Annotated in this window: 26 protein-coding genes; 12 read left to right on the top strand and 14 right to left on the bottom strand. The window is 53.9% G+C overall.

Annotation, left to right across the window (positions count from 1 at the left end):
- Window positions 1-48 precede the first annotated feature (48 nt).
- The 3 genes from JOE25_RS01145 to JOE25_RS01135 all read right to left on the bottom strand — a co-directional run bounded on the left by JOE25_RS01145 (window position 49) and on the right by JOE25_RS01135 (window position 1,826).
- Window positions 49-354 carry a pentapeptide MXKDX repeat protein gene (locus tag JOE25_RS01145; RefSeq protein ID WP_209632385.1) on the bottom strand — a complete coding sequence of 102 codons (306 nt, stop codon included), beginning with the start codon at window positions 352-354 and terminating at the stop codon, window positions 49-51.
- Between the two features lie 61 nt (window positions 355-415).
- Window positions 416-1,204 (bottom strand): molybdopterin-dependent oxidoreductase, encoded by a 789-nt coding sequence (locus tag JOE25_RS01140; protein ID WP_209632384.1) that lies wholly within the window; start codon window positions 1,202-1,204, stop codon window positions 416-418.
- Window positions 1,205-1,214: 10 nt separating this feature from the next.
- Window positions 1,215-1,826, bottom strand: coding sequence for a cytochrome b/b6 domain-containing protein (locus JOE25_RS01135; protein WP_209632383.1), 612 nt, complete (start codon window positions 1,824-1,826; stop codon window positions 1,215-1,217).
- A 150-nt stretch (window positions 1,827-1,976) separates the two neighbouring features.
- On the opposite strand from JOE25_RS01135, the gene JOE25_RS01130 reads away from it, so the two are divergent.
- Window positions 1,977-2,690 (top strand): response regulator transcription factor, encoded by a 714-nt coding sequence (locus JOE25_RS01130; protein WP_209632382.1) that lies wholly within the window; start codon window positions 1,977-1,979, stop codon window positions 2,688-2,690.
- A 3-nt stretch (window positions 2,691-2,693) separates the two neighbouring features.
- Window positions 2,694-4,160 (top strand): HAMP domain-containing sensor histidine kinase, encoded by a 1,467-nt coding sequence (locus JOE25_RS01125; RefSeq protein WP_209632381.1) that lies wholly within the window; start codon window positions 2,694-2,696, stop codon window positions 4,158-4,160.
- A 10-nt stretch (window positions 4,161-4,170) separates the two neighbouring features.
- On the opposite strand, the gene JOE25_RS01120 is transcribed toward JOE25_RS01125, so the two are convergent.
- The 9 genes from JOE25_RS01120 to JOE25_RS01080 all read right to left on the bottom strand — a co-directional run bounded on the left by JOE25_RS01120 (window position 4,171) and on the right by JOE25_RS01080 (window position 15,182).
- Window positions 4,171-4,833 (bottom strand): fimbria/pilus periplasmic chaperone, encoded by a 663-nt coding sequence (locus tag JOE25_RS01120; RefSeq protein ID WP_209632380.1) that lies wholly within the window; start codon window positions 4,831-4,833, stop codon window positions 4,171-4,173.
- A 10-nt stretch (window positions 4,834-4,843) separates the two neighbouring features.
- A complete protein-coding gene (locus JOE25_RS01115; protein ID WP_209632379.1) occupies window positions 4,844-6,478 on the bottom strand; it encodes a hypothetical protein in 1,635 nt (544 codons plus the stop codon).
- A complete protein-coding gene (locus JOE25_RS01110; RefSeq protein WP_209634139.1) occupies window positions 6,468-8,990 on the bottom strand; it encodes a fimbrial biogenesis outer membrane usher protein in 2,523 nt (840 codons plus the stop codon). Before JOE25_RS01110 ends, JOE25_RS01115 begins: the two co-directional genes overlap by 11 nt.
- Before the next feature lie 80 nt (window positions 8,991-9,070).
- Window positions 9,071-9,739, bottom strand: a complete 669-nt coding sequence (locus tag JOE25_RS01105) for a hypothetical protein (RefSeq protein ID WP_209634136.1) — start codon at window positions 9,737-9,739, stop codon at window positions 9,071-9,073.
- Between the two features lie 80 nt (window positions 9,740-9,819).
- Window positions 9,820-10,407 (bottom strand): common pilus major fimbrillin subunit EcpA, encoded by a 588-nt coding sequence (locus tag JOE25_RS01100; protein ID WP_209632378.1) that lies wholly within the window; start codon window positions 10,405-10,407, stop codon window positions 9,820-9,822.
- A 461-nt stretch (window positions 10,408-10,868) separates the two neighbouring features.
- Window positions 10,869-11,498: a LuxR C-terminal-related transcriptional regulator gene (locus JOE25_RS01095; protein ID WP_209632377.1), complete on the bottom strand. Its 630-nt coding sequence runs from the start codon at window positions 11,496-11,498 to the stop codon at window positions 10,869-10,871.
- A 204-nt stretch (window positions 11,499-11,702) separates the two neighbouring features.
- A complete protein-coding gene (locus JOE25_RS01090) occupies window positions 11,703-12,542 on the bottom strand; it encodes a winged helix-turn-helix domain-containing protein (protein ID WP_209632376.1) in 840 nt (279 codons plus the stop codon).
- A gap of 547 nt (window positions 12,543-13,089) precedes the next feature.
- The gene (locus JOE25_RS01085) at window positions 13,090-14,514 is read right to left on the bottom strand and encodes a heavy metal sensor histidine kinase (protein ID WP_209632375.1); all 1,425 of its coding nucleotides are present in this window, start codon (window positions 14,512-14,514) and stop codon (window positions 13,090-13,092) included.
- Window positions 14,511-15,182, bottom strand: a complete 672-nt coding sequence (locus JOE25_RS01080; RefSeq protein ID WP_209632374.1) for a heavy metal response regulator transcription factor — start codon at window positions 15,180-15,182, stop codon at window positions 14,511-14,513. The genes JOE25_RS01085 and JOE25_RS01080 overlap by 4 nt, the downstream gene beginning before the upstream one ends.
- Before the next feature lie 140 nt (window positions 15,183-15,322).
- Between JOE25_RS01080 and JOE25_RS01075 the strand changes: the two genes are divergently transcribed.
- The 4 genes from JOE25_RS01075 (at window position 15,323) to JOE25_RS01060 (ending at window position 17,836) form a co-directional block, all read left to right on the top strand.
- Window positions 15,323-15,949 carry a hypothetical protein gene (locus JOE25_RS01075; protein ID WP_209632373.1) on the top strand — a complete coding sequence of 209 codons (627 nt, stop codon included), beginning with the start codon at window positions 15,323-15,325 and terminating at the stop codon, window positions 15,947-15,949.
- Between the two features lie 58 nt (window positions 15,950-16,007).
- A complete protein-coding gene (locus tag JOE25_RS01070; RefSeq protein ID WP_209632372.1) occupies window positions 16,008-16,613 on the top strand; it encodes a cytochrome b/b6 domain-containing protein in 606 nt (201 codons plus the stop codon).
- Complete coding sequence (locus JOE25_RS01065; RefSeq protein WP_209632371.1) at window positions 16,606-17,373, top strand: molybdopterin-dependent oxidoreductase; 768 nt, start codon at window positions 16,606-16,608, stop codon at window positions 17,371-17,373. Before JOE25_RS01070 ends, JOE25_RS01065 begins: the two co-directional genes overlap by 8 nt.
- Window positions 17,374-17,635: 262 nt before the next feature.
- Window positions 17,636-17,836, top strand: coding sequence for a hypothetical protein (locus JOE25_RS01060; protein WP_209632370.1), 201 nt, complete (start codon window positions 17,636-17,638; stop codon window positions 17,834-17,836).
- A gap of 26 nt (window positions 17,837-17,862) precedes the next feature.
- Here JOE25_RS01060 and ygbI read toward each other — a convergent pair whose 3' ends face one another.
- Window positions 17,863-18,627, bottom strand: a complete 765-nt coding sequence (gene ygbI, locus JOE25_RS01055) for a DNA-binding transcriptional repressor YgbI (RefSeq protein WP_209632369.1) — start codon at window positions 18,625-18,627, stop codon at window positions 17,863-17,865.
- Between the two features lie 280 nt (window positions 18,628-18,907).
- Between ygbI and ltnD the strand changes: the two genes are divergently transcribed.
- The 6 genes from ltnD (at window position 18,908) to JOE25_RS01025 (ending at window position 24,552) form a co-directional block, all read left to right on the top strand.
- Window positions 18,908-19,822, top strand: a complete 915-nt coding sequence (gene ltnD / locus JOE25_RS01050; protein WP_209632368.1) for an L-threonate dehydrogenase — start codon at window positions 18,908-18,910, stop codon at window positions 19,820-19,822.
- Entirely contained in the window at window positions 19,822-21,084 is a 1,263-nt protein-coding gene (gene otnK / locus JOE25_RS01045; protein ID WP_245209671.1) for a 3-oxo-tetronate kinase, read from the top strand. Before ltnD ends, otnK begins: the two co-directional genes overlap by 1 nt.
- On the top strand, window positions 21,081-21,713 hold the full coding sequence (locus JOE25_RS01040) for an aldolase (RefSeq protein WP_209632367.1): 633 nt from the start codon (window positions 21,081-21,083) through the stop codon (window positions 21,711-21,713). The genes otnK and JOE25_RS01040 overlap by 4 nt, the downstream gene beginning before the upstream one ends.
- Before the next feature lie 3 nt (window positions 21,714-21,716).
- Window positions 21,717-22,493 (top strand): HPr family phosphocarrier protein, encoded by a 777-nt coding sequence (locus JOE25_RS01035; RefSeq protein ID WP_209632366.1) that lies wholly within the window; start codon window positions 21,717-21,719, stop codon window positions 22,491-22,493.
- A 106-nt stretch (window positions 22,494-22,599) separates the two neighbouring features.
- A complete protein-coding gene (locus tag JOE25_RS01030) occupies window positions 22,600-23,970 on the top strand; it encodes a GntP family transporter (protein ID WP_209632365.1) in 1,371 nt (456 codons plus the stop codon).
- A 51-nt stretch (window positions 23,971-24,021) separates the two neighbouring features.
- On the top strand, window positions 24,022-24,552 hold the full coding sequence (locus JOE25_RS01025) for a GNAT family N-acetyltransferase (protein ID WP_209632364.1): 531 nt from the start codon (window positions 24,022-24,024) through the stop codon (window positions 24,550-24,552).
- A 9-nt stretch (window positions 24,553-24,561) separates the two neighbouring features.
- Here the strand turns inward: JOE25_RS01025 and JOE25_RS01020 are convergent, their stop codons facing one another.
- The gene (locus JOE25_RS01020) at window positions 24,562-25,437 is read right to left on the bottom strand and encodes a LysR family transcriptional regulator (protein WP_209632363.1); all 876 of its coding nucleotides are present in this window, start codon (window positions 25,435-25,437) and stop codon (window positions 24,562-24,564) included.
- Between the last annotated feature and the right edge of the window lie 84 nt (window positions 25,438-25,521).

Here is a 25,521-nt window from a genome sequence, read left to right as displayed (position 1 = left end):
CGCAGCCGAGCTAAAACAGCCTGCTGTCCGGCTGCGGGGCACGGCGGTTTACTGCCCCATCGCGTCTTTTTTCATTTCATCTTTTTTCATGCCGTCTTTGGCCATGCTGTCTTTTTTCATACTGTCTTTCTTCATGCCGTCATGTTTCATCGCATCCTTACTCATGGAATCTTTTTTCATGCAGTCCTTGCCCATACAGTCTTTCTTCATACTGTCTTTGGCCATCCCGTCATGGGACATTGCACTCATACTGTCCTTTTTCATTGCGTCTTTGCTCATGCTGTCTGCAGCATTTGCACCTGCAACACCCAACATCAATGCGCTACACATCATCATTGCGAATAACTTTTTCATGGTATTTCCTTCTCTCATTTAAAAAGCACGTGTCGTGCAGGGGGAGTGTTCAGGGCAGCCGTTAGCTGCCGCCAAACCAGTTGTAACCTTGATCTTCCCAGTAACCACCGGGGAAACGATTGGTGACTTCAATCACCTGAATATGTTTCGGATTCTTGTAGCCGAGTTTGGTCGGCATACGCAGCTTCATCGGGTAGCCATATTTACGCGGCAGGATCTGGCCGTCGTAGGTCAGCGCCATAATGGTTTGTGGATGCAGCGCCGTGGCCATATCAATGCTGGTGTAATAGTCGTCGGCACATTTGAAGCTGACATATTTGGCGCTCAAGTCTGCACCGATCGCCTGGAGAAATTGCGAGAACGGCACCCCACCCCACTTGCCGATGGCGCTCCAGCCTTCAACGCAGATATGGCGCGTTACCTGGCTGATTTGCGTCATGCTGTGCAATTGCGGCAGTGTCCAGGGCTGTTTATTCAGCACCAGACCGCTGACCTCAAGCCGGTAGTCGTCACCCTTGATATCCGGTGCCTCCTCCTCGGCGTAAAACGCGTTGAACGGAAACGGACGGGTGATCATCGACTCAGCATATACCGGGGCCAAATGGTCGGCGTTGAACAACCAGCCTTGTACCCGATCGTTAAACCGCGAGATACGACTCAACGCCTGTTCCACATGCGTGTTATCACTGATGTCACAGCCGGTGAGCATCGCAATACCGCCCAGTGTCAATCCGTTGCGCAGGAAGCGGCGGCGTGAGGAAGACGCCAGTTGGCGCGCCAGTAACTGCTGCGCTTCTCTGACAATCTCCCGCCCTTCACTCAGGCTAATGGGGTTTTTATCCGATTTCATCGGGTTCTCCTTAACGTCCACGCAACATGGCCAACAGCGTGCGTGGCACTAACGCCACCATCACCAAATGCACCAGAACAAAACCCACCAGCGCCGACATGGCATAAAAGTGGATATAGCGTGCCGCGTCATAGCCACCGAGCAACTCACGCAGCAACGGAAATTGCACCGACTTCCACAACACCAGGCCAGAGAGCACCATCACCACACCGGCAACCATCACGAACAGATAAGCCGCGCGTTGCACCATGTTGTAATGCCGTAAATCGCTGTGCCCGAGCTTGCCCCTCAACGCGGCAAACAGATCGCTCAGCAAGGCTTTTGGGCTCAGCGGCCAAAATTTGCGTTTCAGGCGGCCACTGAACAGATTTATCAGCAGATAACACAAGCCATTAATCCCAAACAGCCACATGCCGGCAAAGTGCCACTGCAACGCGCCCCCCAACCAACCGCCCAGCGTCAGCTCGTTCATAAAGCTGAAGTTAAATAAGGGTGAAGCGTTGTAGATGCGCCAGCCGCTGGTCACCATGATCAGCATCGCCAACGCATTCAGCCAGTGTGTCAAACGCAGCCACAGCGGATGGATCAACTCGGTTTTATCCGGCGTAATGGATATGGCCATGGTGTTTCTCCAGACGGCGTGATTTCGATGGGCTGAGTATCCAACTGATTTGTTCCCCAAGACCTCACGCAAAGTTAAATAAAATGTGATAACTCCGACTACGGGGGTTGTGTAGACTTCAAGAAGGTCTGGCAATCAGCGGTGAGAAGAATGGAAAAGCCAAAGAAAATTTTAATCGTCGAGGATGACGGTAATATCGCGGAGCTGCTGCAATTACATCTGCGTGACGAGGGTTATGACATCAGCCACGCCGCCGATGGTAACGTCGGTATGGCGATGCTGGAACAAGGCGGCTGGGATGCGCTAATCCTCGATCTGATGCTGCCAGGAATTGATGGGCTGGAGATCTGCCGCCGTGCCCGCAACATGACGCGTTACACACCGATCATCATCACCAGCGCGCGATCGAGCGAAGTACACCGCGTACTCGGGTTGGAACTGGGTGCTGACGACTACCTCGCCAAACCCTTTTCAATGTTGGAGCTGGTGGCCAGGGTCAAAGCGCTGTTTCGCCGCCAGGAAGCGATGAGCCGCAACTTGAAGATGGACGCCGGAACCCTGAGTTTTGACGGGTTAATCATCGATCCGATTGCGCGTGAGGTGCATTTGAATCAACAGACGATCGATCTGACCCCACGTGAATTTGACCTGTTGTATTTTTTTGCCAAACACCCTGGAAAGGTCTTTTCCCGCCTCAGCCTGCTCAATCAGGTGTGGGGCTATCAGCATGAAGGCTATGAGCACACCGTAAATACACATATCAACCGGCTGCGTATCAAGATCGAATCTAACCCGGCGGAACCCGAGCGCATCCTCACCGTGTGGGGTATGGGCTATAAATTCGCGGCAGCGCCGCAAGAGTGAACCATGAAAAATCTTACGCTAACGCAACGTCTGACCTTGATTTTCGCGCTGCTGATGGTGGTCAGCTGTGCTATTTCCGGCTGGATGCAGGTACGTAGCAGCACCCAGTACAGCCAGGCCGTGATCCAACGATTGTCCGGTAATCTGGCGCAGCACATTGCCGACAGTAACCCACTGCTTGGGCAAAATGGGCTAAATGCAGATTCGGTGCATGGCTTGTTCAATCAACTGATGGCAGTAAACCCCAGCGTTGAGGTCTACCTGCTCGACAAACAGGGCGACATCATTGGTAACGCAGCGCCGGCGGGCCATCTGAAACGGCAGAAAGTGGATTTACTGCCGATACAGGCGCTACTCAATGGCGCCAACATGCCGGTTTACGGCGATGACCCACGTAACCCTGATGCCAAAAAAGTCTTCAGCGCCGCGCCATTGAAGGTCAATGGTCAGGTTGAAGGCTATTTATATGTGGTGCTGCTCGGCGAAGATTACGACGCCCTGGCCAGCAATGCGTCGTTTAACTCGGCGGTGACCATGGCGCTGTGGTCATCAGGCCTGATGGTGCTATTTAGCCTGGTGGCTGGCGGTTGCGCTTTCTATTGGGTGACTCGGCCTATCCGCCGTCTTACCCGCCAGGTCAGTGAACTCGATAGCGGCGGGATTGCCGCGGTACAAGCCTATGCTTCACTGCCCGTTGACAGCGACGGGCGTGATGAGGTCAGCCGATTACAACAGGCATTTAATCGCATGTCGCGGCGTATCGCCGAGCAGTGGCAGTCGCTTTCGCAACAGGATCAACAGCGCCGCGAGTTTATCGCTAATATTTCACACGACCTGCGTACCCCGCTAACCTCATTGCACGGCTATCTGGAGACATTGTCGGTAAAATCCGCCAGCCTGAGTGAAAACGATCGCCAGCGTTATCTGGAGATCGCCTTGGCACAAAGCCGCAAAGTGGGCCGGCTTGCACAGGAACTGTTTGAGCTGGCACGGCTGGAATATGGCGTGGTAAAACCGCAGAAAGAACCCTTCTCTCTGAGTGAGCTAGTACAGGACGTATTCCAGAAGTTCGAGTTGGCGGCCGAGGCTCGCCAACAAAGATTACTGGCGGATATCACCCCCGGTATTCCGTTGGTGTTTGCCGATGTCAGCATGATTGAACGGGTGCTGACCAATCTTTTGGATAACGCCATTCGTCATACCCCCCAAGGCGGCGAGATCGAGGTGCGTTTGTGGCAACAGGCAGGCAAAGTACTGGTGCAGGTCAATGACAGCGGCCCGGGTATCCCACAAGAATTACGCGCCGACTTGTTTATGCGCCCTTCCATTCTGAGCAGCGCCCGTCGGCATGCCAGTGGCCTGGGATTGATGATCGTTCGACGTATTTTGCTACTGCACGACAGCGATATCCAACTGGTCGAGCGACCACAAACCGGAGCCTGTTTCCGTTTTTCGATCCCGCTGCGCTAGCCCTTTATTGTCAGTTAAGGCAGCTTTTATCGACGCTGATAAATTTGTCATTGTAGATAATAAATTTCTGCCCTTTCAGCCGAATACCGGCATGGGTCAGCGTATCACCGGGGCGCAGGTATTCGGTGGTGCCTTCTTCATCTGTGCTGTCACAGCCGGGCTTAAGCAGAAATTTAAAGTAGGTGTTACCGGTATTCGTCAGCGTCCCGCGCTGCAAATCAAGCCGATAGGCGAAGTTAGTTTGGCGTGGACGCACCACCAGAATGGTGTCCATCACCACTATCGGCTCCAGATTGACCCCGTTGCTCTGGCGCGCCGCCGGGTCGATAAAACGCGTCGGAATTTCGCGGAATGACACCCGGTAATAACGCTCGCGGTTATCCTGTGGGCCACGATAGAAGAACTTGTAATACTCACCCTGCCCCGCCTGCAGTTGGAGCTGGCGGGGCGCAAACAGCAGCTCTCCGTCTGCCGGGCGGCTGCGGGCTTCATTTTCGCCCGGTCGGTCGATAGCACGCAGAGTCACCTGATAAATACGTGCACTGCGATTATTGTTCAACACCCGTTTGGCGGTGAACGATTGGTCTTGATCCATGGTGAACGTCAAAGTACCGACATTCATCGCCGCCACGCTAAGTGGCAGGTACAGCAGCCAAAACAGCCAGAGTCTCACGATGCCGCCCCTAGTTAATGTTGCGCCAAGTGGCTTCAACGTGGATCTCCCCAGCTGCGCTGACGTCACCGTACCAACCATTACCGGCAATCGTCTTAAGCGAAATCGGGTTATTCATCGGGATACTGAATTTCACCCGGGTTTTGTTTAACACCCCGACCTCGCCGGAAATGTCATTCCAGGGTGTGCTGCTCCATAGCGCATTGGTCATGTCATGCCACTGTCCATCGCAACCAGCGTCATAGTGTTGCTGGCTGTTGGTGCTGGTGGTTATGCTGAGCGTCGCAGGGAACGGCACCTGGGTTTGGCTATCCGCCGAGGAAAACACGCAGTAACTTATCCCATTAATGACCTGCGTCGGGCCGGTAGCCATCACGCTGACCCGATCGGCCGCCGTCTTCCCGCTGGTCGTAACGATATACCCGAACTCCAGCGGCGGCTCTGCCGGGCCAACGTAGCCTTCTCGATAGGGCCGATTGTCGAAGTCGTCAGCGATGATGCTAATGCTGAAATCACGGGGTTTGATGATGAGCTGATTAGACGTGGAAAACTCATACCAACCGGATTCCGGCGAGGTGGTATTTTGGAAACGGAAATTAATCAATTCGCGGGTGCCGCTGTCGGAAATACCCAGTTTCACCATCTGTTTAAAGAAATTGCTGCCGAAAAAGACGTAAATCGCGTTGCTGCTCTTGAGCTCGTTAAAGGTGTAGTAGCTGCCAGTGCCTGAGGTGTTTTTCCAGTTGTTGCCGTTCAGGCTGAACTGCAAGTCAGCCGCGTTAACTGCCGACGTCAGCGCGGCATTGTTGATCGCCGGAAACACATGAATGGAGGTATTACTGACGCTGCCGTCGGTTTGCAGATCGTAACTGACCATTTTGCACATGATGCCGGAACGCGCACCTATCGTCTGGTTTTTGCAGTCGGCATTCCCCTCGCCAATGATCGGCACGCCGTCGCTGTTGACGAACACTTCCGACACCGCGTTGGTGTTGATAAACCGCAGATGAGCGGCCTTGCTGTGGGTCACAGTGCGCTTGTACCAGTTGCCCCTGGCTTGATTCTGGCAACGCTCCCCGTTACTGGCATCGTAAACATCGGGAGACTGGCAGCTATTGATCTGCATGCTAAACGCATCACCTGCGGCCAGTTGCTTCAAGTATTGATAGAAGCTCGGGGACATCATGCCGTGCATCCATTTTGCTCCTCCCGCCGTCACCACCGCACCATAAAACCCCTTTTCATCGGTAGTTTGCGGCAAAATCAGGCTGGTATCCATGTTGCAGCCGGCATACCAGTTAATGCAGCGTAACCCGAGAAACGGATTCTTGATCGGGGCATCTTCCAGCCACATGTCAAAGCGGTAATTCGTCGACAGCCCCGTGTTGTAGCCGTTATCCACATAACCCAGGCTTTGCTGATAGATGGTGCCGGATCCGCCGTATTTTAGCCCGGTCCATTTATTGGCACCGGTCATGCGCGGATCCAATGCCCCTGCGGGCGTGACAAAGAAGTTATCGTCTGCATTGTTTTCGACGAAGACATATTTCACCGTCGCGGCATTCGGCCAGTTGGTGACGGTAACCGCAGCCCGCAACGGCAAAACAACCCACAGCATGAGCAGCAGCGCAATATTAGCCTTCATTAATCATGTCTCCTGCCTGTGTGTTGCCGGCATAGGTTTTCAGCCCGGTGCAGACCACATCACCGACCCACACGGCGCCCTGCGCCTTACTCAGATCCAAATCCACTTCACAGCTCTGGTTGCCGCTGTGGGTAAAGTCGATGACCGGGAATTTCTTGTCGACGTCCATGATGAATTCACCTTTCTCGTCCGTACGGGTGCGGCCGATATGGTTTTTGATATAGGCATTGGCCAGCAGCGTGCCGTCTTCAGCCTTAATGCGACCGAACACCGTGACCATCTGTTTAATTTCCGGCGAGATCACCGCTACGTTGCCCGGATATAACGTCAGCTTGCTCTTGCGCTTGGTGACTATATCAAAGCTTTCCGCCGAGTTTTTGTTGTTCATCAGTTCGACGTCGTACTGGCCATACGGCGACAAGGGGACATAGTTCTTGTTGCCGGTCAGCTTCACCGTCCGCCCATCTACCCGGGCAGTCAGCATGCCGTCGTTTTCAATACCGGTATTAAAGATGATGCCCGCATTGCCCTCATTCCTGCCGCTGGCCGCAATATCACGCCCCTGCCAACCCACGCTGCCGTTGGCGCTCAAGCTTGAGTTAACGTAACCGTCGGCAGAGCTGCTGACATTGACCGTACCGGTAGAATACTTGGTGTCAAAGCGCGCATAGGCACCGCCGTTGACGCTGTTGTCGCCGTGCGTGTCGCCGGAAATTGCACGCGACAGGTTGGCCCCGACGGTACGGATCGGTCCGTTTTGCATATCTTTACGTGCTGCCAAATTGGCCGTGGTATAGCCGTTCTGGTTCGAAACTCCAGCGCTGAGCCAGTTGCCCATCGGCAGCGAGAAATCCAGTGCGACGTATTTGCCCGTATTGGAACGGTTACCGCCGTTGTTATAACGCTGCACCCCGGCACGCACGCCAAGCGTGCCAAAACGGCCGGTGAAGATATTCTGGTAATAATCTGCGTTGTAATAATGGCTATCGTTCTTTTTATCGTCGTTATAACTGAGGCTTAAGCTCCCCAGCGGCGACCACAGCGCGCCAAAGTTCATCGTGCCGCCGATGGCGCGATTGTGCGCATCGTTTTGCAGCAATTTGTCGCCAATCACCGTTTTTTCCTGATTGACCCACAGGCTGCTAAAACCACCGGGTAGCGCGGCGCTGACGCTATTGACCATGCTCCAGGAGCTGTCGGACGCCGCCATGTTCTGCACATTGAACTGAATAGACTCGCTCAGCGGCACGCTGAGGCGGCTTTCACCCACGGCATTGCTGTCAAACGAATAACCGGACAGCGCCCAATTCAGCGTATGCAGGTTACCGGTAGCGGAAGCACCGATCAGATAAGAGTCTTTGGCTGGCCGGTGACGCTGGCCATCTCCACGCCAATCATCCATGCGGATCATCCCCCCCCAAAACTGCCATGCCAGGGGCGCATTGGCACCACGGTTGGGGCTGAATAATTTATTGACCCGCTGTATCCGCTTGTCTATCACCCTGCCATTGACCACCACTTCAACTTCAACGTCATAAATACCGTAAGGCAAATTGCCGGTGTCTACTTCATGGTTCCCCATGGCAAAGTTCTGTACGCTCAGCAACCGCCCGTCACGGGATAAATGAACTTCCCCCGCCGAGGGAAAAAACGCCACGATCGGCGTCAGTGACTGGGTATTATCAAAGACGGTAGAGTTGGCTCGGTTGCCGTAGGACATGCCATAGATCTTGCTGGAATTGACGGTAGTGACCGGCCCCAGCGACTGCAAATTCCAGCTGTCGAGCATCCCGGCGGCAAAACGGCGACCGGCAAAATCGCGTTCGTACATCGCTTTATACAACGTCGCGTTTTCGTCGCCGCTACCGATGCCATAAACCGAACCGTTCACTTCCACGTGGTGCTCACGCAAGGCCGTAACGCTATTGAGCGACAGATAGCTGGAGGTATTGCCCTCGCTGGCCCGCGTGCGGTTGTCGTAAATGCCCAGGTTATAGTCCAGCGTGCTACTGACGGCATTGACGCTTGAAGCCCCAATGTCGCTGGAACGCGCACGCAGCATTGTCCCCATCGCAGACTCTTTCACCACCAGTTGCAAATTAAGCTGACGGAAATCCAATGCCAACCAGGCGTCCGGCGTCAGCGCAATACGCTGCTGCCGATCAAAAGTGGCTTCCTGCAACGCCTGTAGCTGTGCCAGGGTTTCCGCGGTCAACGGCGTACTTTCGTCACCGTCCTCCAGCGTAATCTGACGAATTTTCAGTTGGCCGTTATCCAGGTACAAGAAAGCATGGCCGATGCGGATGTCGTCTTTTACGCCGCTGTTTTTTTCAAAGTGCAACGACAGGGGAATGCTCATACCTTCGCGCAGCGCCAGACTGAACGTCTGTGGGATCAATACGCCATCAATTTGAGTCAGCCCGGCAGCCATCGTCGACTGACCCGGCAGCAGGACGGCAGGAAGTACGATCGCGCCGGTGGCAAACAACGTTTTCAACAGCACATCATCCAGCGCACCTTTCACATCCCCCTCCTTGAATTCTTGTTATGAGTTCCATTCCGCATAGGCTTTACCCTGGGTTCCGCAGCGTGCTATTTCACCGGGATAAACTGTTCGCCATGCCACAGCGCTACGCGACCTTTCTTGTCACCGACGTCCACCTTGCTGAAAGCGCGTGCCTTGCCTGGCATGACAAAATAGTTTTCCTTGCAGTCATTGCCGTCTTTCTTGTTGCGGCAGTTTCCGTAGGCCACCACCTTAAAGGTGGCGTTGCCGGTGTTTTTAATCTGGCCGTTGGCAAACTGATAGTTGAATTGGTCCTGTCTTGGGGCCACCACCAAAATGGTGCCGATACGTGCTGATGTCGTCGCAACCGCGTTACGTTTGGCCGAGTTTTGCCCCACGTCGCTCAACGCCTGATCGAACCAGACAATGCGGTAATAGCGTTCCTGATTGTCGTTGGGGCCTTTGTAATAGAAGCGGATCACGTCGCTGGCATTGGCCGGCAATATCAGGCTGGCTGGCGACAGCAACATTTCATCTTTGCTGCCCATCGGGATCACCGTCCCGGACTCCAGCGGGTTGGAAATACGCTCAATACTGATGTTCACCAGACGACCACTGTCGGTGGTGTTTTTGATTTCTTTGCTCAGACGTGCGCTATCGCTGTGCATGAACGCGCTGATCTCACCGACGTCGAGCGCCAAAACAGGTTGAGACAGCGATAGCAGCAGGAGAGCTGCAGAAGAGAAGCCTTTCATGCGGGTATTCCCGTAACGTTCTTCAATAAGCATGAATAAACAGGGGGTATCCCCCCTGCATTAAACCGATAACTCAGGAATTAAGCCGTCCAGGTGGCGTTGAATTCAACGCTCACGTCGCCGCTCCAGATACCTTCCGGCAGGGTGCTGAAGTCGGTCACGGCGGTGGTGCCGTCAGAAGTGGCACCAATGATGGTGAAGGTGAACTGATCTTGGGCGCTGGTGCGAACCGCCTGGTTGTACGCATTGGACAACGCGCTGAGGTTGCCGCCCAGGATGCCGGCAGAGGTGTCGATCATGGTGGTTTCAGCGGTTTTCTCTACGGCTGCACCGTTGTAGTTCACACCGACATCCAGAGTTGAACCCGAGGTATCAAGCTGAGTCAGGGTGTTGGAAACCAGTTTGGATGTCAGTTTGAAGGCCGTTGCCGTAGCATCCCCTTCCACTGTCACGTCAAACAGACCTTTCTGGCTGTTAAAACCCTTGATGCCTTCCGCGTAGTTAAAAGACAAGCTGCCAATTGGGGTAACAACCAGTTTGCTGGTGGTGTCTTTCTTCGCGGTAGCAGACCAGGTAGCCAGCGCCTGAGCGGTGACATCGGCGGCTTGTGCAGTGCTGACCGCAGCGAAGGCTGAAATGATTGCCAAAGCCAGTGTAATTTTCTTCATGGTAAAACTCCCTTCAACTGTAAATATGATTGTGCGTCCATTAGCGTGACGTGCTTTAGCCTGTCGCTTGCATAAGTGCTTTTAGCCAGTCTGCTTGACGGAGAAAAGAGTAACCGCATCAGATCAAAAAAGAATCATTAACTGTCAACGCGCAAATATTTAGATTTTAATTCTTACATTAACCTTTACATCACCATAATTAACATTAATAAACCAAGCAATGGATTCGACAAGGACAAAATGCCTGACGTTTTTCTGGCCAATTAAACCGCCGCAAAAGCACATAAAGTGCCCAATTATGACAAGTCAAAAATAAGGCTGCGCAAGCGGGTTTTGTAGGATGTTTAATTTGATGTAAATCAAATTCATTGGAACGACCGTCAGGCCGTAAATAAGATGTCAGACAGGCGGGGGTTATACCGCCGGTGTACCTTGTCCCCAGGCAGAGCGGCGGTAAATATTCAGGCAGGATGTTGAATTCTGAAAGCCAGGATCAGACGCATAAATCCGGCCTGATTAAGGCTGAGTTTGCGCATAATATTCAGCTTATGGCTACTGACCGTTTTGCAACTACGATGCGTTACGTTGGCGATACGTCGGGGGTTGGCATCGGTAATCATCATCGCCAATATTTGCCATTCGCTGCGGGAAAGCGGCGCTATCGACGATGTCAGCACGGCCTGAATACCAGGACTACGGTATATCTCCCCCCTGCCGGTAGCGATGATAGCTTCAAGCAGGCATTCCAACGGCTCGCTTTTTGCCACCAGGGTGACATGTTGTTCCTTAGCCAGGATGGCCAATATGCTGGCATTGGTCACGTCAGTAAATATTATCACGGGCGTTTTCGGCCAAATATCATTTATCGTCAGTATGTAACGTAATACATCATACAAACTCTCATTTTCATTATACAATTCCATAATGAGGATTTGCCTCTCATTTTCCTGTAATGAAGTCTCTATTCCCCTGATGCTGTAGACAAATTGGTGGCGTATAGGCTCGCGTTCAATAAGTGACCGTAATCCTTCTCTCGCCCAGGGATTGGGCTCAAAAAAGAGAATAGCCGCCTTGGAAGTGGCATTCTTCATAATCCATTACCATAAATTAGGTATAAAATAGCGATTTAAGCGAAGACGCTGGACATTGTTGGTTAACCAAATATAAAACTTCCGTCGGATAAATGCTGCATTATCCGCCAAGTGACAAAAGTTAAGTATTTAATATCACGGTAATAGCATTGGTGGCATATTCCTTTCCCCCGGGGCGGTGTTCATCCTGACACCAATGAGTGATCAATTGATAATTTCTGCGTTGTCGCTTTCAAGACCTGAACAAATTTCCACCCTGTGCTCACGCAAAATACGGCAGCGCAGAACAAATAGCCGAGAAATACCGGAAATGTATGAGCGCACCTGATTGCTACGCACTACCAGCAAAAATTCGTCACCGTTGCATTCTGCTGCCTGCATACCCGCATACGCCAGAATATCGCGGCTCAGGCCCGCACCGACGATGCCAGAAGCACCGGGGATAGACATAAACACCTTACAGCTGCTGGCCTTACCCAGATAAATTTCCTGCCGTGCAATGGAGCCAGAAAGGTAGGTCGTAATACCGGCCACCAGCATGATCACCCCTAACGCAACGACACTGGCTATCGCCCACCAACGCAGAGAAAAACCCGCATACACTGGCCCCCCCCTTTCAATTTCTGTTGCTGCGTGCGTTATTTCCGGCTTATCGGGTATGTCTGGCGTGTCCGGTATTGCTATGTTTGGTGGCCTGTTTTCTGGTCCTTCGCAGGACTCAACCAGAATTTCATAGCGCAACATAAAACCAACTTTGGGGACGGTCGCGATGACCTCATCCTCAATACCCAGGTTTTTAATTACCCGTCGTAACTTACTCACGCATTGATTAAGATTATTGTTACCTGAAATCATCCCGTAATCATCCCAAACCTTCTTGAATATCACATCACGGCTAACAGCCTCACCGTGATGGGTAAGCAATAGCAACAGCAGTCGCTTTGAAGGGTTGGAAATAGAGATGGGATCCTCAGATAACTCCGTCAGGCTCAGGGTACCCGTATCCGCATCAAAAATTATGTGATCGTTTAATCTATATTTCATTTTTCACAGGTTTCACTTTGGGGATTATTTATCGCCTGGCGCTAAATGTTAATAGAACATTAATCAATATTTAATCAGGTTGATTTTCTAAGCGTGGCTATCAACTATAATGATTATCAATTAACGCCAAAATTAGATGCTTCTCCACCTTATCGCATTCGATATAAGATTTTTCTCATAAGCCTTAAACAAAGATTATACAAACATCACAGTCATTGATATATTTATATGTAAAGTAACTTAAAGTTAGTTTTTTGTTTTGTAAATCTTTTCCTTTAAGCTGAAAATCCTAATCATTCATTTAATGCAAGCACTTTTAATAGGAAGGTAATGAAAGGTGAATTTTGACAACTTTGGATTTAGTCAAAAAATCAGCGTTATAACGCGAAATCTATGCGATTAAAGGCGGAATTAATCTTTTGATTCGAGGGTCATTGGGCAAACCACAAGGGAAATGAAAGTAAACAGTTACGAATAAAATGCGATGCCAGCCCCGTCCAACCACGCCACATGAATCACACCTGAACGCATGAATAGCAGGTGTACATTACTCTGAGGCAGGAAATACCAAACTAAAAACAATGTGGGCAGACATACCATATTCGGTGCAGCGAACGGTCGCCTTACCGCCATGCAGCGTCATGATTGCCCTGACGATAGCCAGCCCCAAACCACTGGCATGGTTACCGGCGCTGCGCGCAGCATCAACACGGTAGAAACGATCAAACAGCTTATCCCGGTGTGCCGGTGCAATCGGTGGCCCCTGGTTAGTCACTTCAATCACGCATTCCCCCGTTGTTTGAGCGCTAACCCGCAACCCTATTTGGCTGTTTTCGTCGGCATAACGCACAGCATTAGACACCAGATTGCTCAAGGCACGCTGAAACAGCATGGCGTCTGCCAGCAAGTCCCCTTGTCCCTGACAAACCAACGTAATCCCGCGCTCCTCCGCCAAGCCTTCGAAATAGTCTGCCACCCGCTGCAACTCTTTCGCCACGTCGAGACGGCTATAGTTCAGCACCGCCTGCCCCTCACCGGCACGCGCCAGGAACAGAATGTTCTCCACCATACGGGAAATGCGTTCCAGTTCGTCCATGTTATTCGACAGTAGCGTTTCATACTCTTCCACACTGCGTGACTGATACAACGCCACCTGGCAATGCCCCATCAATGCCCCCACCGGGGTTCGAATCTCATGCGCCAAGTCGGCAGAAAACTGCGTCAGGCGCTGATAACCTTCGTTCAGGCGATCGAGCATGGCATTGAACGAACGGGTCAACTGTTGCAATTCCTTTGGTGCCCCTTGCTCACTCAGACGGGTCGACAGCGTATTTGGCGTTATCACTGCCGCCTGAGCCGCCATACGCCAGAGCGGTTGTAATCCGCGACGCATCACCCAATATCCCAGCAGCGCGATCAAGATAAATGCCACAACAACGGCCGCCACTATCCGCCAAAGATAACGGGCCAGCATCTTCTGTTCGTTTATCATCACGTGGGCTGCCGAGATTTGCAGCAAATTACCGTCTTCCAGTTTGATCAGCGCCGATGCGACGCGTAATGGCACACCTTGCGCCGTCTGCCCACTCTGCACCGCACTCACACGCTGGGGTGTATCAAGGGGCGTTGGAGTGATCGGCGGCAGAGTCAGTTTGGCGGGGTTCACATTGATTAACGGCTTCTTTCCCGGCTGTTGAAAAATTAGCACGTCCTGCTCGTTGCCCAACATATTTTCGAACAAGCCGGTATTCGCCGTCAGCCGCTCGATAGGGAAACGCTGGCTGAGCAAATTGCGGTAATACTCGACCCGTCCGGTGACCTGTAAATCGCTGCGGGTGATCATCTCCTGACGCATCGCACCGTACAGGTACCAACCCGCTCCGCTGACAACCAACGCCGCGACCAGCGCAAACAACATGGCACTACGAAGCGTCAGCGACAGCGCACGCCAGCGTTGGATGCGTATTTTCATGAGCGCGGCTCGCAAACGTAACCAATACCGCGCACGCTGTGGATCAATTTGACGTCAAACGGCCGATCAATCTTTGCGCGCAGCCGCTTGATCGCCACGTCCACGACGTTGGTATCACTGTCAAAATTCATGTCCCACACCTGGGACGCGATCATGGTACGTGACAATACCTCGCCTTCCCGCCGTACCAGCAGGTGCAACAGCATAAATTCTTTGTTGGTCAGTGGAATCACCACATCTTGCCGCACGGCCTTACGCCGCAGAACGTCCAGCTGTAAATCGGCAATTGCGTAGTGGTCGGCTTCTCGCACCGTACCGCGGCGCAGCAACGTCCGCAGGCGCAGCACCAGCTCGGTGAAAGAAAAGGGTTTAATCAAATAGTCGTCAGCGCCCAACTCCAGGCCATGGATGCGATCCTGCACCCCATCGCGCGCGGTCAGAAACAGGATTGGCACGTCGCTTTTCTTGCGTAGAACCTCAATGATCTGCCAACCGTCCAACCCCGGCAGCATCACGTCGAGCACAATGGCGTCGTAAGCCTGTTCCAACGCCTGAAACAGGCCATCGGTACCGTTACGTGCCAAATCGACGCTGTATCCCGCCTCCGTCAGCCCTTTCTTCAGGTAATCGCCCGTGCTGATGTCGTCTTCAACCACCAGTATTCGCATTGTCATCGCCTCATTACACCAGCGGAAATACTAGCAGTTTCGGCGGACATTCTTGATGACATTAATGTCATCAAACAGACATGGTGCTGTCCCTATTGTTCAACCATGCTTAATCGGCAACCTTAACAGAGGAAAACTTTATGATTACCCGTCATCGTTTTGCCGGTTTGCTGCTGTCCACCCTCATGCTGTGTAGTGGGGCCGCAGGCGCGGCTCAAGCAACAGGCAAGGTCATTGCCCCACTGCGTGGCACTATCGACCAGGTTACCGACAGCAGCCTACAGGTCACCGACCGTAAAGGGGAGAAGGTCAGCGTTAAACTCAACGATCAAACCCGGGTGCTCAGCGTCTCGAAAGGCACCCTGGATGACATTAAACCGGATAGCTTTATCGGCACTGCGGCAGTACCACAACCGGACGGATCACTGAAGGCGCTGGAAGTCCACGTCTTCGCCGCCAGCCTGCGCGGTACCGGTGAAGGGCACTCCGCCTGGGAGTCTGCCGACGGCAAAGTCGATACCATGACCAACGGCACCGTTGGCAAGCTGGTTAAATCCAATGGCCGCACGCTGACCGTGACCTACGGTAACCAGCAGAAGACCGTTAACGTGCCGGAAGATGTGCCGATCGTCACCCTGGATCCCGGCGACCGCAGCCTGCTAAAACCCGGTGCACACATCGTGCTGTTTTCTGCCACGGACGACAAAGGCGAACGCGTCGCCACCCGTATTTCCGCCGGGAAAGACGGCACCGTTCCGCCGATGTAATTAGGTTGTGCCCCGCCATTGGCAATGTCATGACGGGGCACCGTCTAAGGAGTGCATAATGAAAACCCCCGTACGGCGGCCGGTGCACCGCTGGCCAGTCCGCATCACCCATTGGGTTAACCTGTTCGCCATGGTTTGCATGTTTATGAGCGGCTGGGAGATCTACAACGCCTCACCCCTGTTCGGTTTCCGCTTCCCGCCGCTGGTCACACTTGGCGGTTGGCTGGGCGGCGCGATTGGCTGGCATCTGGCGGTCATGTGGCTTTTGGCCGGCAATGCGCTGTGCTATTTGCTGTGGAGCCTGTTCAGTGGCCATTTCCGTCATGACCTGTTGCCGCTCAGCGCCGGCGCACTGCGACAGGATATCTGGCAGGCGCTGACGCTACGGCTAACGCATCAGCATGGTCGTTATAACGCCATTCAAAAACTGATGTATCTCGGGGTGCTGGTTCTGGGACTGCTACTGGTGCTGTCCGGCCTGGCAATCTGGAAGCCGGTGCAATTACAAGGATTAGTGAGTCTGTTTGGTGGCTTTGACACGGCACGTTACGTTCACTTTTTTGCCATGTCCGGTATTGGCTTATTTGTGATCATTCACCTGTTGATGGTGATTATCGTGCCGCGCACGTTGTGGGCAATGATTACGGGTGGCAAACATGAATGATAAAAAACAACGGCCTTTAGCACCGACGCTGGAACCGGACCAAAAGAAACAGCTGGTCAATCTGCAACGCCGTCTGATGCTACGTTCGGGTCTGACGCTGGGCGGCATCGCCATGCTGACCGGTTGCAACCTCCAAGACGGGGACCAGGTGGATAACGTGTTGTGGGCCATGTCGCGCTGGAACGATCGGGTGCAGGCCTGGCTGTTTAACGGCCAAAAGCTGGCGCAAACCTATAGCCCGGAGCAAATTACCCATCCGTTCCCGTTTAACGCGTTTTACCCCGAGTACAACGTCCCAGAGGTAGATCTTGCCAGTTATCGTCTGGAAGTCTCCGGCAAAGTCGAGAAAACCGCCTCCTGGACACTCGAACAGTTGCAACGCTTGCCGCAGCAGAGCCAAATAACCCGCTTGATTTGCATCGAGGGGTGGAGCGCCATCGGTCAATGGGGCGGCGTGCCGCTGCGCAACTTTCTGCAGCATGTCGGCGCCGATCTGAACGCCCGCTATGTGGGTTTCAAATGCGCGGACCGTTATTACTCCAGTATCGACATGGCCACAGCGCTGCATCCACAAACCATTCTGGCGTTGGATTTCGCGGGTAAAGCACTGCCGGCCGATTACGGCTACCCGCTACGGCTGCGAGTGCCAACCAAGTTGGGATTCAAGAACGCCAAACATATCGCCGCCATTTTTGTCAGTGATACCAACCCCGGTGGCTACTGGGAAGATCAGGGTTATAACTGGTTTAGCGGAATTTAGTGTTCTGCGCGGCGCCGCGCAGAAAGCCGATTAGCCGATTAGCCGATTAGCCGCATGAATTATACCTTTTCTGAACGTGAGTACCTATTCGTCGACGGGGTAGGTAAAACTATTATCGACTTCGGTATCCAATATCAAGCCAGGCTTGTTTTTAGCGTCCCCTTGAGACCGGCTTTGGCCAAAATCTATGATCAACTATTGAAAAAACACGCTCAAAGAGTACGGTATTGGTACAAAATGGAATTCATAAAGGACGGACTCTATGTCATCGAAATTTAACGCCTTGGAGCACGCGTTGGAGCCGGATTTTACCTCTCCAAGTATTAAAGAACAGCGCCTGAAAGCCATGCAAGCCTTCCATGAAGCCTGGTGGGAACAACGATGTCAGGAATGGCGTGAACGAGGCCAACTCGGTGAGCCAGGACCGGTCATCCATCATTACGATACCGCCAAGATGCCATAACCCCCGCCAGGGGGCTCTGTTTAGCTTCACTCTCCCGTCGTCATCAGCGTGATATCCGCCTGCAGGATTGCCTCCCGCGCCGTGGTGGGGAGATTGTCATCGGTAATAATGGCGTCAAACGCCGCGATCGGCAGCGCCAGGTAGGTGGCTATCTTGCCGTATTTGGAGGTGTCACTGAGCAGGATGCAGCGCCGGCTGGCGTCAACAATGGCTTTTTTCACCATCACCTTGTCTTCATTCGGCGTCGACAGGCCACGCATGCTCCATGACGAAGCGGAAATAAATGCCAGATCGATAAACAACCCGCGTAGTGCCTGCGCCGCAGCTTCACCGACACATGAACGGTTCTCGCGACAGACGGTACCGCCGGTATGAATGATCTTGCACTGGCTGTGCTCGATCAGGTAACCCGCAATCACAAAATCATTGGTGACGACCGTTAGATCGTCGCGATCGCTGATATGTTTCGCCAGCGCCAGCGTCGTGGTGCCTGCATCCAGATAGATACAACTATTGGGGGGGATCTGCCGGGCCGCCAATTGACCGATAGCCGCTTTCTGCTGGCTGTACATCCCTTCTTTGTCCTGATGCGACGGCTCTATCGCTACCCGTTCTGCGGACTGCACGCCGCCTGAAACCGCCAGAACTGCGCCCTGCTCCTCAAGCTTTTGCAGATCGCGGCGAATGGTCATATGCGACACACCCAACCGTTCGGTCAATTCAGCAATGCTGACTACCCCGCGTTCAGATACCAGCGCTAATATTTGCTGGTGGCGTTCTACAGGTATCACGGTTCCCTCTCTTTGCCGCAGTGATAATAATTGTGATTTTACGTCAATTTTCGTTCTACGAAAGCGTCCTCTTTTCAGGTCGTGAGGCTGGTCATGCTATCAATAATATATTTTTAATAGTTAAAACAGTTGGATAACCCTCACTTTCATTTTACTTTGCCGGTGAGCCTGATTGATAATCTGTTAATAATTGTGATACCGATCGCTGACGCTGTCCAGATAAGCGCTTATATTTAACACAACAAAACAAATTATCACTAAAATTAACATGAGGTATGGCATGACACAGCCACGTGATTTTGCAGTTTGCATCGTTGGATTGGGTTCTATGGGAATGGGCGCAGCAAAGTCGTGCATTAACGCGGGGCTAACGACGTACGGTGTCGATCTTAACCCACAGGCGCTGACTGCATTACAGCAAGCCGGCGCCAAGCAAGCCGCTAACAACGCTGACGGTTTCGCGGCGGATTTGGACGCGGTATTACTGCTGGTGGTAAATGCCGTGCAGGTGAAACAGATCTTGTTTGGTGATAACGGCCTGGCAGCGAAGCTGAAGCCCAATACGCCGGTCATGGTGTCCTCCACCATTTCGGCCACCGACGCCAAAGAGATCGAACAACAGCTACGGGCACAGGGCCTGAACATGCTGGACGCCCCCGTTTCCGGTGGTGCGACGAAGGCCGCTGAGGGTCAAATGACCGTGATGGCATCTGGCGCGGAAACGACGTTCCGCCAGCTACAACCGGTTCTTGATGCGATTGCCGGCAAAGTTTATCGCATTGGCGAAGACATTGGCCTGGGAGCCACGGTGAAAATCATCCACCAGTTGCTGGCCGGTGTGCATATCGCCGCCGGTGCGGAGGCCATGGCGCTTGCGGCCCGCGCAGGCATCCCTCTGGACGTGATGTACGATGTCGTCACTCATGCCGCCGGCAATTCATGGATGTTCGAGAACCGCATGCAGCACGTGGTCGATGGTGACTATGCACCTAAATCAGCGGTGGATATTTTCGTGAAAGATCTGGGGCTGGTGACGGATACCGCCAAAGAATTGCATTTCCCGCTGCCCCTGGCTTCCACCGCCTTTACTATGTTCACCGCTGCCAGCAACGCCGGTTTTGGTAAAGAGGACGACAGCGCCGTGATCAAGATTTTCGCTGGTATAGATCTGCCGCAGAAAAAGGAGAACGCATAATGCTGCTCGGCGTCATCGCAGACGATTTTACCGGGGCCACCGATATTGCCAGTTTTCTGGTTGAAAACGGCCTATCCACCGTCCAGTTGAACGGGGTTCCACAGGATGATTTCCCCGTTGCGTCGCAGGCCGTGGTCATCAGCCTGAAATCTCGCTCCTGCCCTGCAGCACAGGCGATTGAACAGTCATTACAGGCGCTGGCTTGGTTACAACGCCAGGGATGCCAACAGTTTTACTTCAAGTATTGTTCGACCTTCGACAGCACCGCTCAGGGCAATATCGGCCCAGTGACGGATGCCCTGCTTGATGCCCTGGGCGAAACCCAAACGGTGATATCCCCGGCGCTGCCGGTCAACGGCCGTACTGTGTATCAAGGGTATCTGTTCGTCTTGGATCAGTTGCTGTCGGAATCCGGTATGCGTCATCACCCAGTGACGCCGATGACCGACAGTAACCTGTTACGACTGATGGAAGCGCAGGCTCAGGGCCGCTGTGGGCTGGTGACAGCCGCAGAAATGGACCGCGGTGTCGGAATCATCACGGAGAAATTGCAGCAGTTAGCGCAGCAGGGTGTGCGATACGCCGTTCTGGATACGCTGAATGAACAACATTTGCTAACTCAGGGTGCGGCGTTAAAAAACATGAAGCTGGTCACCGGGGGGTCTGGTCTGGCGATCGGGCTGGCACGTCAATGGGCGCAACCGGGGCAAGGTAACCCTCAGATTGCAGGTGCTCCGCAAGGGAAAAAAGCGGCGGTATTGTCCGGATCCTGCTCCACCATGACCAATCGGCAGGTCGCACGCTACCGTCAGCAAGCGGCAGCCAGGGCTATCGATGTCGCCCGTTGTCTCACCGAATCTGACCGTATGGCCTACGCAACAGAGCTGGCTGACTGGGCACAGCAGCATGTCGATGATCCACTGGCTCCGTTACTCTACGCCACCGCCGAACCGGAAACACTGCAACAGATACAGCAGCAATACGGCATGGCCGCCGCCAGCCACGCGGTCGAATCGCTGTTCGCCACCGTGGTTAAACAGCTCCAGCAGCACGGCGTCTGTCGATTTATCGTTGCCGGCGGTGAGACTTCCGGCGTTGTGACGCAGGCGCTGGGCATTCGTGGTTTCCATATTGGCCCCTGTATTTCTCCTGGCGTCCCCTGGGTACGCGCCATTGATCAACCTGTCTCACTGGCCCTGAAATCGGGCAATTTTGGCGATGAAAACTTTTTCGCCCGCGCGCAAACGGAGTTCCCATTATGATGCAGACGACTGAACAGCAAGCGCGTGAAGAAATGGTGCGTCTGGGCGCTTCATTTTTCCAGCGAGGCTACGCCACCGGTTCCGCCGGCAACCTTTCACTGTTGTTGGCAGACGGCACGCTACTGGCAACCCCCACCGGTTCCTGCCTGGGTGAATTGCAGGCCGAACGCTTGTCGAAGGTCAGCCTGAGCGGCGAATGGCTGTCTGGTGATAAACCGTCAAAAGAGATCAGTTTCCACCGTGCGCTGTATTTGAATAACCCGGAGTGTAAAGCCGTGGTTCACCTGCATTGCACCTATCTCACCGCTCTGTCCTGCCTGCAGGGGCTGGACACAGAGAACGCCATTAAACCTTTCACGCCCTATGTGGTGATGCGGGTCGGTAAGGTGCCGGTGGTACCCTATTATCGCCCAGGCGATCTCCGACTGGCGGCAGACCTGGCCAAACTGGCACCGACACACCGCGCCTTTTTATTGGCCAATCACGGCCCGGTGGTGACAGGTAAGGATCTGCGGGCCGCGGCAGATAATACTGAAGAAATGGAGGATGCGGCGAAGCTGATTTTTACCCTCGGCAACCGTCCCATTCGTTATTTGACCGATGATGAAATTGCCGAGTTACGGAGCTGAACCATGCCTAAATTTGCTGCCAATTTATCAATGATGTTTAACGAGCTGCCGTTCCTTGAACGGTTCGAGGCCGCTGCAGACGAGGGATTCCATGCTGTGGAGTTTCTGTTCCCTTATGAATATCCGGCGGCGTTGCTGGCGGAAAAACTGCATCAGCACGGCCTACAACAAGTCCTGTTCAATACCGCCCCTGGCAACGTCGATGCCGGTGAATGGGGGCTAGCCGCGGTACCCGGTCGTGAACAGGCGGCACGCGCGGATATCGATCGCGCACTGGCCTACGCCATCGCGCTGGGTTGCCCCAGCGTACACGTCATGGCCGGCGTGGTTCCCCCGGGAGAAGATTGGCAGCGCTATCGCGATACCTTCATAGGGAATATCCGCTACGCCGCCGATAGCTTCGCGAAACAGGGGATCAAGGTGTTGATCGAAGCGCTTAGCCCACAGGTTAAACCCAACTATCTGTTCTCCAGCCAGCATCAGGCGGCAGAACTGGTCGACGCCATCGACCGCCCAAACGTTTTCATTCAGTTTGATTTTTTCCATGCTCAGTTAGTGGACGGCAATATCAGCGGCCTCATGCGTTCATTGGCTGGCCGCTACGCCCATATTCAGATTGCATCGGTACCCGATCGCCATGAGCCGGACGACGGAGAGCTGAATTATCCCTGGTTGTTCGCACAGCTGGACCGCATCGGTTATGCCGGCTGGATTGGCTGCGAATACAAGCCGCGCGGCGATACCCGCGCCGGACTGGGTTGGATAAGGCCTTACCTGTAACAGGCCGCTCCTCCACACCTGCACAGCAACAACATAAAAATTAAACGCACCCGTATCGCTACCGGCGATCGCGGTGCCTGACGCTTACCCAATTAAAGGCTATCCCATGTCTACCTCTATGCTTTTGATGATTGCCGTATTCGGTGTCGTGCTGCTCTTGTTAATGGTGATCAAAGCCAAGATCCAGCCGTTTGTCGCCCTGCTGGTCGTAAGCTTGCTGGTGGCACTGGCCAGTGGCATCCCGACCGGTGAAGTGATGAAAGTCATGACCGCCGGAATGGGCGGCGTGCTGGGGTCGGTGACCATCATTATTGGCCTTGGCGCCATGCTCGGCAGAATGATCGAACACTCCGGTGGCGCTGAGTCGCTGGCCCAACGATTCAGTAAAGCGTTGGGACCGAAGCGTACGATTGCCGCACTGACCATTGCTGCGTTTATTCTTGGCATCCCGGTCTTTTTCGACGTCGGCTTTATTATCCTGGCCCCTATCATCTACGGTTTTGCCAAGGTCGCTAAAGTTTCCCCGTTGAAATTCGGCCTGCCCATGGCCGGCGTGATGCTGACAGTACACGTTGCCTTGCCGCCACATCCCGGTCCGGTGGCTGCTGCCGGGTTATTGAATGCAGACATCGGCTGGCTGACTATCCTTGGCCTCGCCATTTGTATTCCGGTGGGCATTATCGGCTACTTCACCGCCAACCGGCTGAATCGCAAAAGCTATCCGTTGTCGATTGAGGTACTGGAACAGTTGCAGTTAGCAGCCCCGGAACCCGCACCGGAAGGCAAAGTACCGTTAAGCGATCGCATTAACCCGCCCAGTGCCGGGCTGGTCGCCGCGCTGATCGTCATCCCCATTGCCATTATCATGCTGGGTACCGTTTCCGCCACGCTGCTCGAACCGGGCTTGGCACTGCGCGACACTCTGTCGCTGATCGGTTCTCCCGCGGTCGCGCTGATGATCGCCCTGCTACTGGCATTCTATTTTCTGGCGATACGCCGTGGCTGGAGCCTGCAACACACCAGCGACGTCATGGGAGGAGCACTGCCGACCGCTGCCGTGGTGATTCTGGTGACCGGCGCTGGCGGCGTGTTCGGCAAGGTTTTAGTGGAATCCGGCGTGGGCAAGGCATTGGCGGACGTTTTGACCACGATCGGGCTGCCGCTGATCCCCGCCGCATTCATCATCTCTCTCGCCCTGCGCGCCTCGCAGGGGTCCGCCACTGTCGCTATCCTGACCACCGGCGGTTTGCTGTCAGAAGCAGTGAGCGGCTTGAACCCACTGCAGCTGGTCCTGGTGACGCTGGCGACCTGTTTCGGCGGGTTGGGGTTATCGCATGTGAATGACTCCGGCTTCTGGATTGTCACCAAATACCTTGGTCTCTCCGTCGCCGACGGACTGAAAACCTGGACAGTGCTAACCACGATTCTCGGTCTTAGCGGTTTCCTGTTCACCTGGTTACTGTGGCTGGTCGTGTAATTTCTCTGGCATACTGCACAGACCGCCTTTGGCTCTGTGCAGGAAAAAATAATGACCCTTATTACGACCGCACCCCAGTTACTCACCGAACGCTTATGCCTTGATGCACATACGCTAGCCGACTTTGACTCGCTGGCTGCCATGTGGGCCGATCCTGATGTCGTGCGTTATATCGGTGGTACACCGAGGGACAGGGAAGACTCCTGGGGACGTCTGATGCGCTACGCCGGCCACTGGGCTCTGCTGGGTTATGGCTACTGGGCGGTGCGAGATAAAATCAGCGGCACCTACCTGGGCGGTATCGGTTTCTCCGACTTCCAACGTGATATCACTCCGGCGCTCGACGCCCCCGAAATGGGCTGGACACTGGTGACGGCAGCCCACGGCAAAGGCTATGCGACCGAAGCACTGCGGGCCGCACTGGCCTGGGGGAAAACGCATTTACCGGGGGATAAGGCGGTGTGCATTATCTCACCGGAAAACCAACCCTCAGTGGCACTGGCAAAGAAGGTTGGCTTTAGCGAAAGTCACCGCAGTGAATACCATCAGAACCCGATACTGGTGATGCACTGCCCGTTATGACGCCAGCGGTTATTCCACCGGCGCAGCCGCCAACGCAACCTGGATAAAGTTGTCCCGCAGCGCATCAGGCTGCTGCGGATTCCAGGCAATGCCGACTTGCCATTCGGTTTGTTCGCCGCTTAACGGCAGGATATCGATACCTGCCGGTGCAATATGCGTGACACTGTGCGGCAATAGGGCAACACCGATACCGGCAGCCACCAGGGCCAGCAACGTCTGGATATCACCTGCCTGCTGTACTACGTTCGGGGCCAGTTGATTAGCGGCAATAAAACGGAGCGACTGATCGCTCAAACCCCGCCCACGTTTTGGCGTTAGCTGCAATAATGGCAACGTATTGAACTGCTTCATCAGCGTCTCTGTCCGTAGCCCCAGGGCCGTCGGTGCTGCCAACACCAGCCGATCGCGCAGCAATGCGCTTGCCTGCAATGGCGCACTGACAGGCAACCGCACAAACCCGATCTGCAACTCGCCGTGCAATAACAGCTGATATTGCCGTTCAGAAGGCAAGTCTTCCAACCCTACGGCAACCTCTGGAAAGCGCCCGCGGAAAGACGCGACCAGTTGCGGTGCCAGATGAAAGCTGGACAAGCCAAACCCAATGGCCAGGCGCCCTGCCTCTCCCTTCACCACGCGTAATGCACGCTGTTGAAAGTGCATATGCTGCCCAACCAGCGTCTGCGCTTCAGGATAAAGCCGTTGCCCGCTGGCAGTCAGCTGCGCCCCTTGACGCCCCCGGTTAAACAGGCGGGCACCGAGCAACGCCTCCAATGCCTGAATCTGTTTGCTCAGTGCCGGTTGGGTAATGCAGAGCAACTCCGCCGCCAGGCGATAGTTGCCTTGCTCTGCCAGCACCACAAAGGCACGTAATTGTCGAATATCCATTCCACTAGGTTATCAAATAAAGAATTTAATTGATTATACCGTAATCAATCACTTTGCTGTAATCAACGCAAGACAACAGCGAAA

Origin of the sequence: Serratia sp. PL17, assembly GCF_017832355.1 — a bacterium.
Lineage (GTDB): Bacteria > Pseudomonadota > Gammaproteobacteria > Enterobacterales > Enterobacteriaceae > Serratia.
This window is presented reverse-complemented; position numbering and strand designations above follow the sequence as displayed.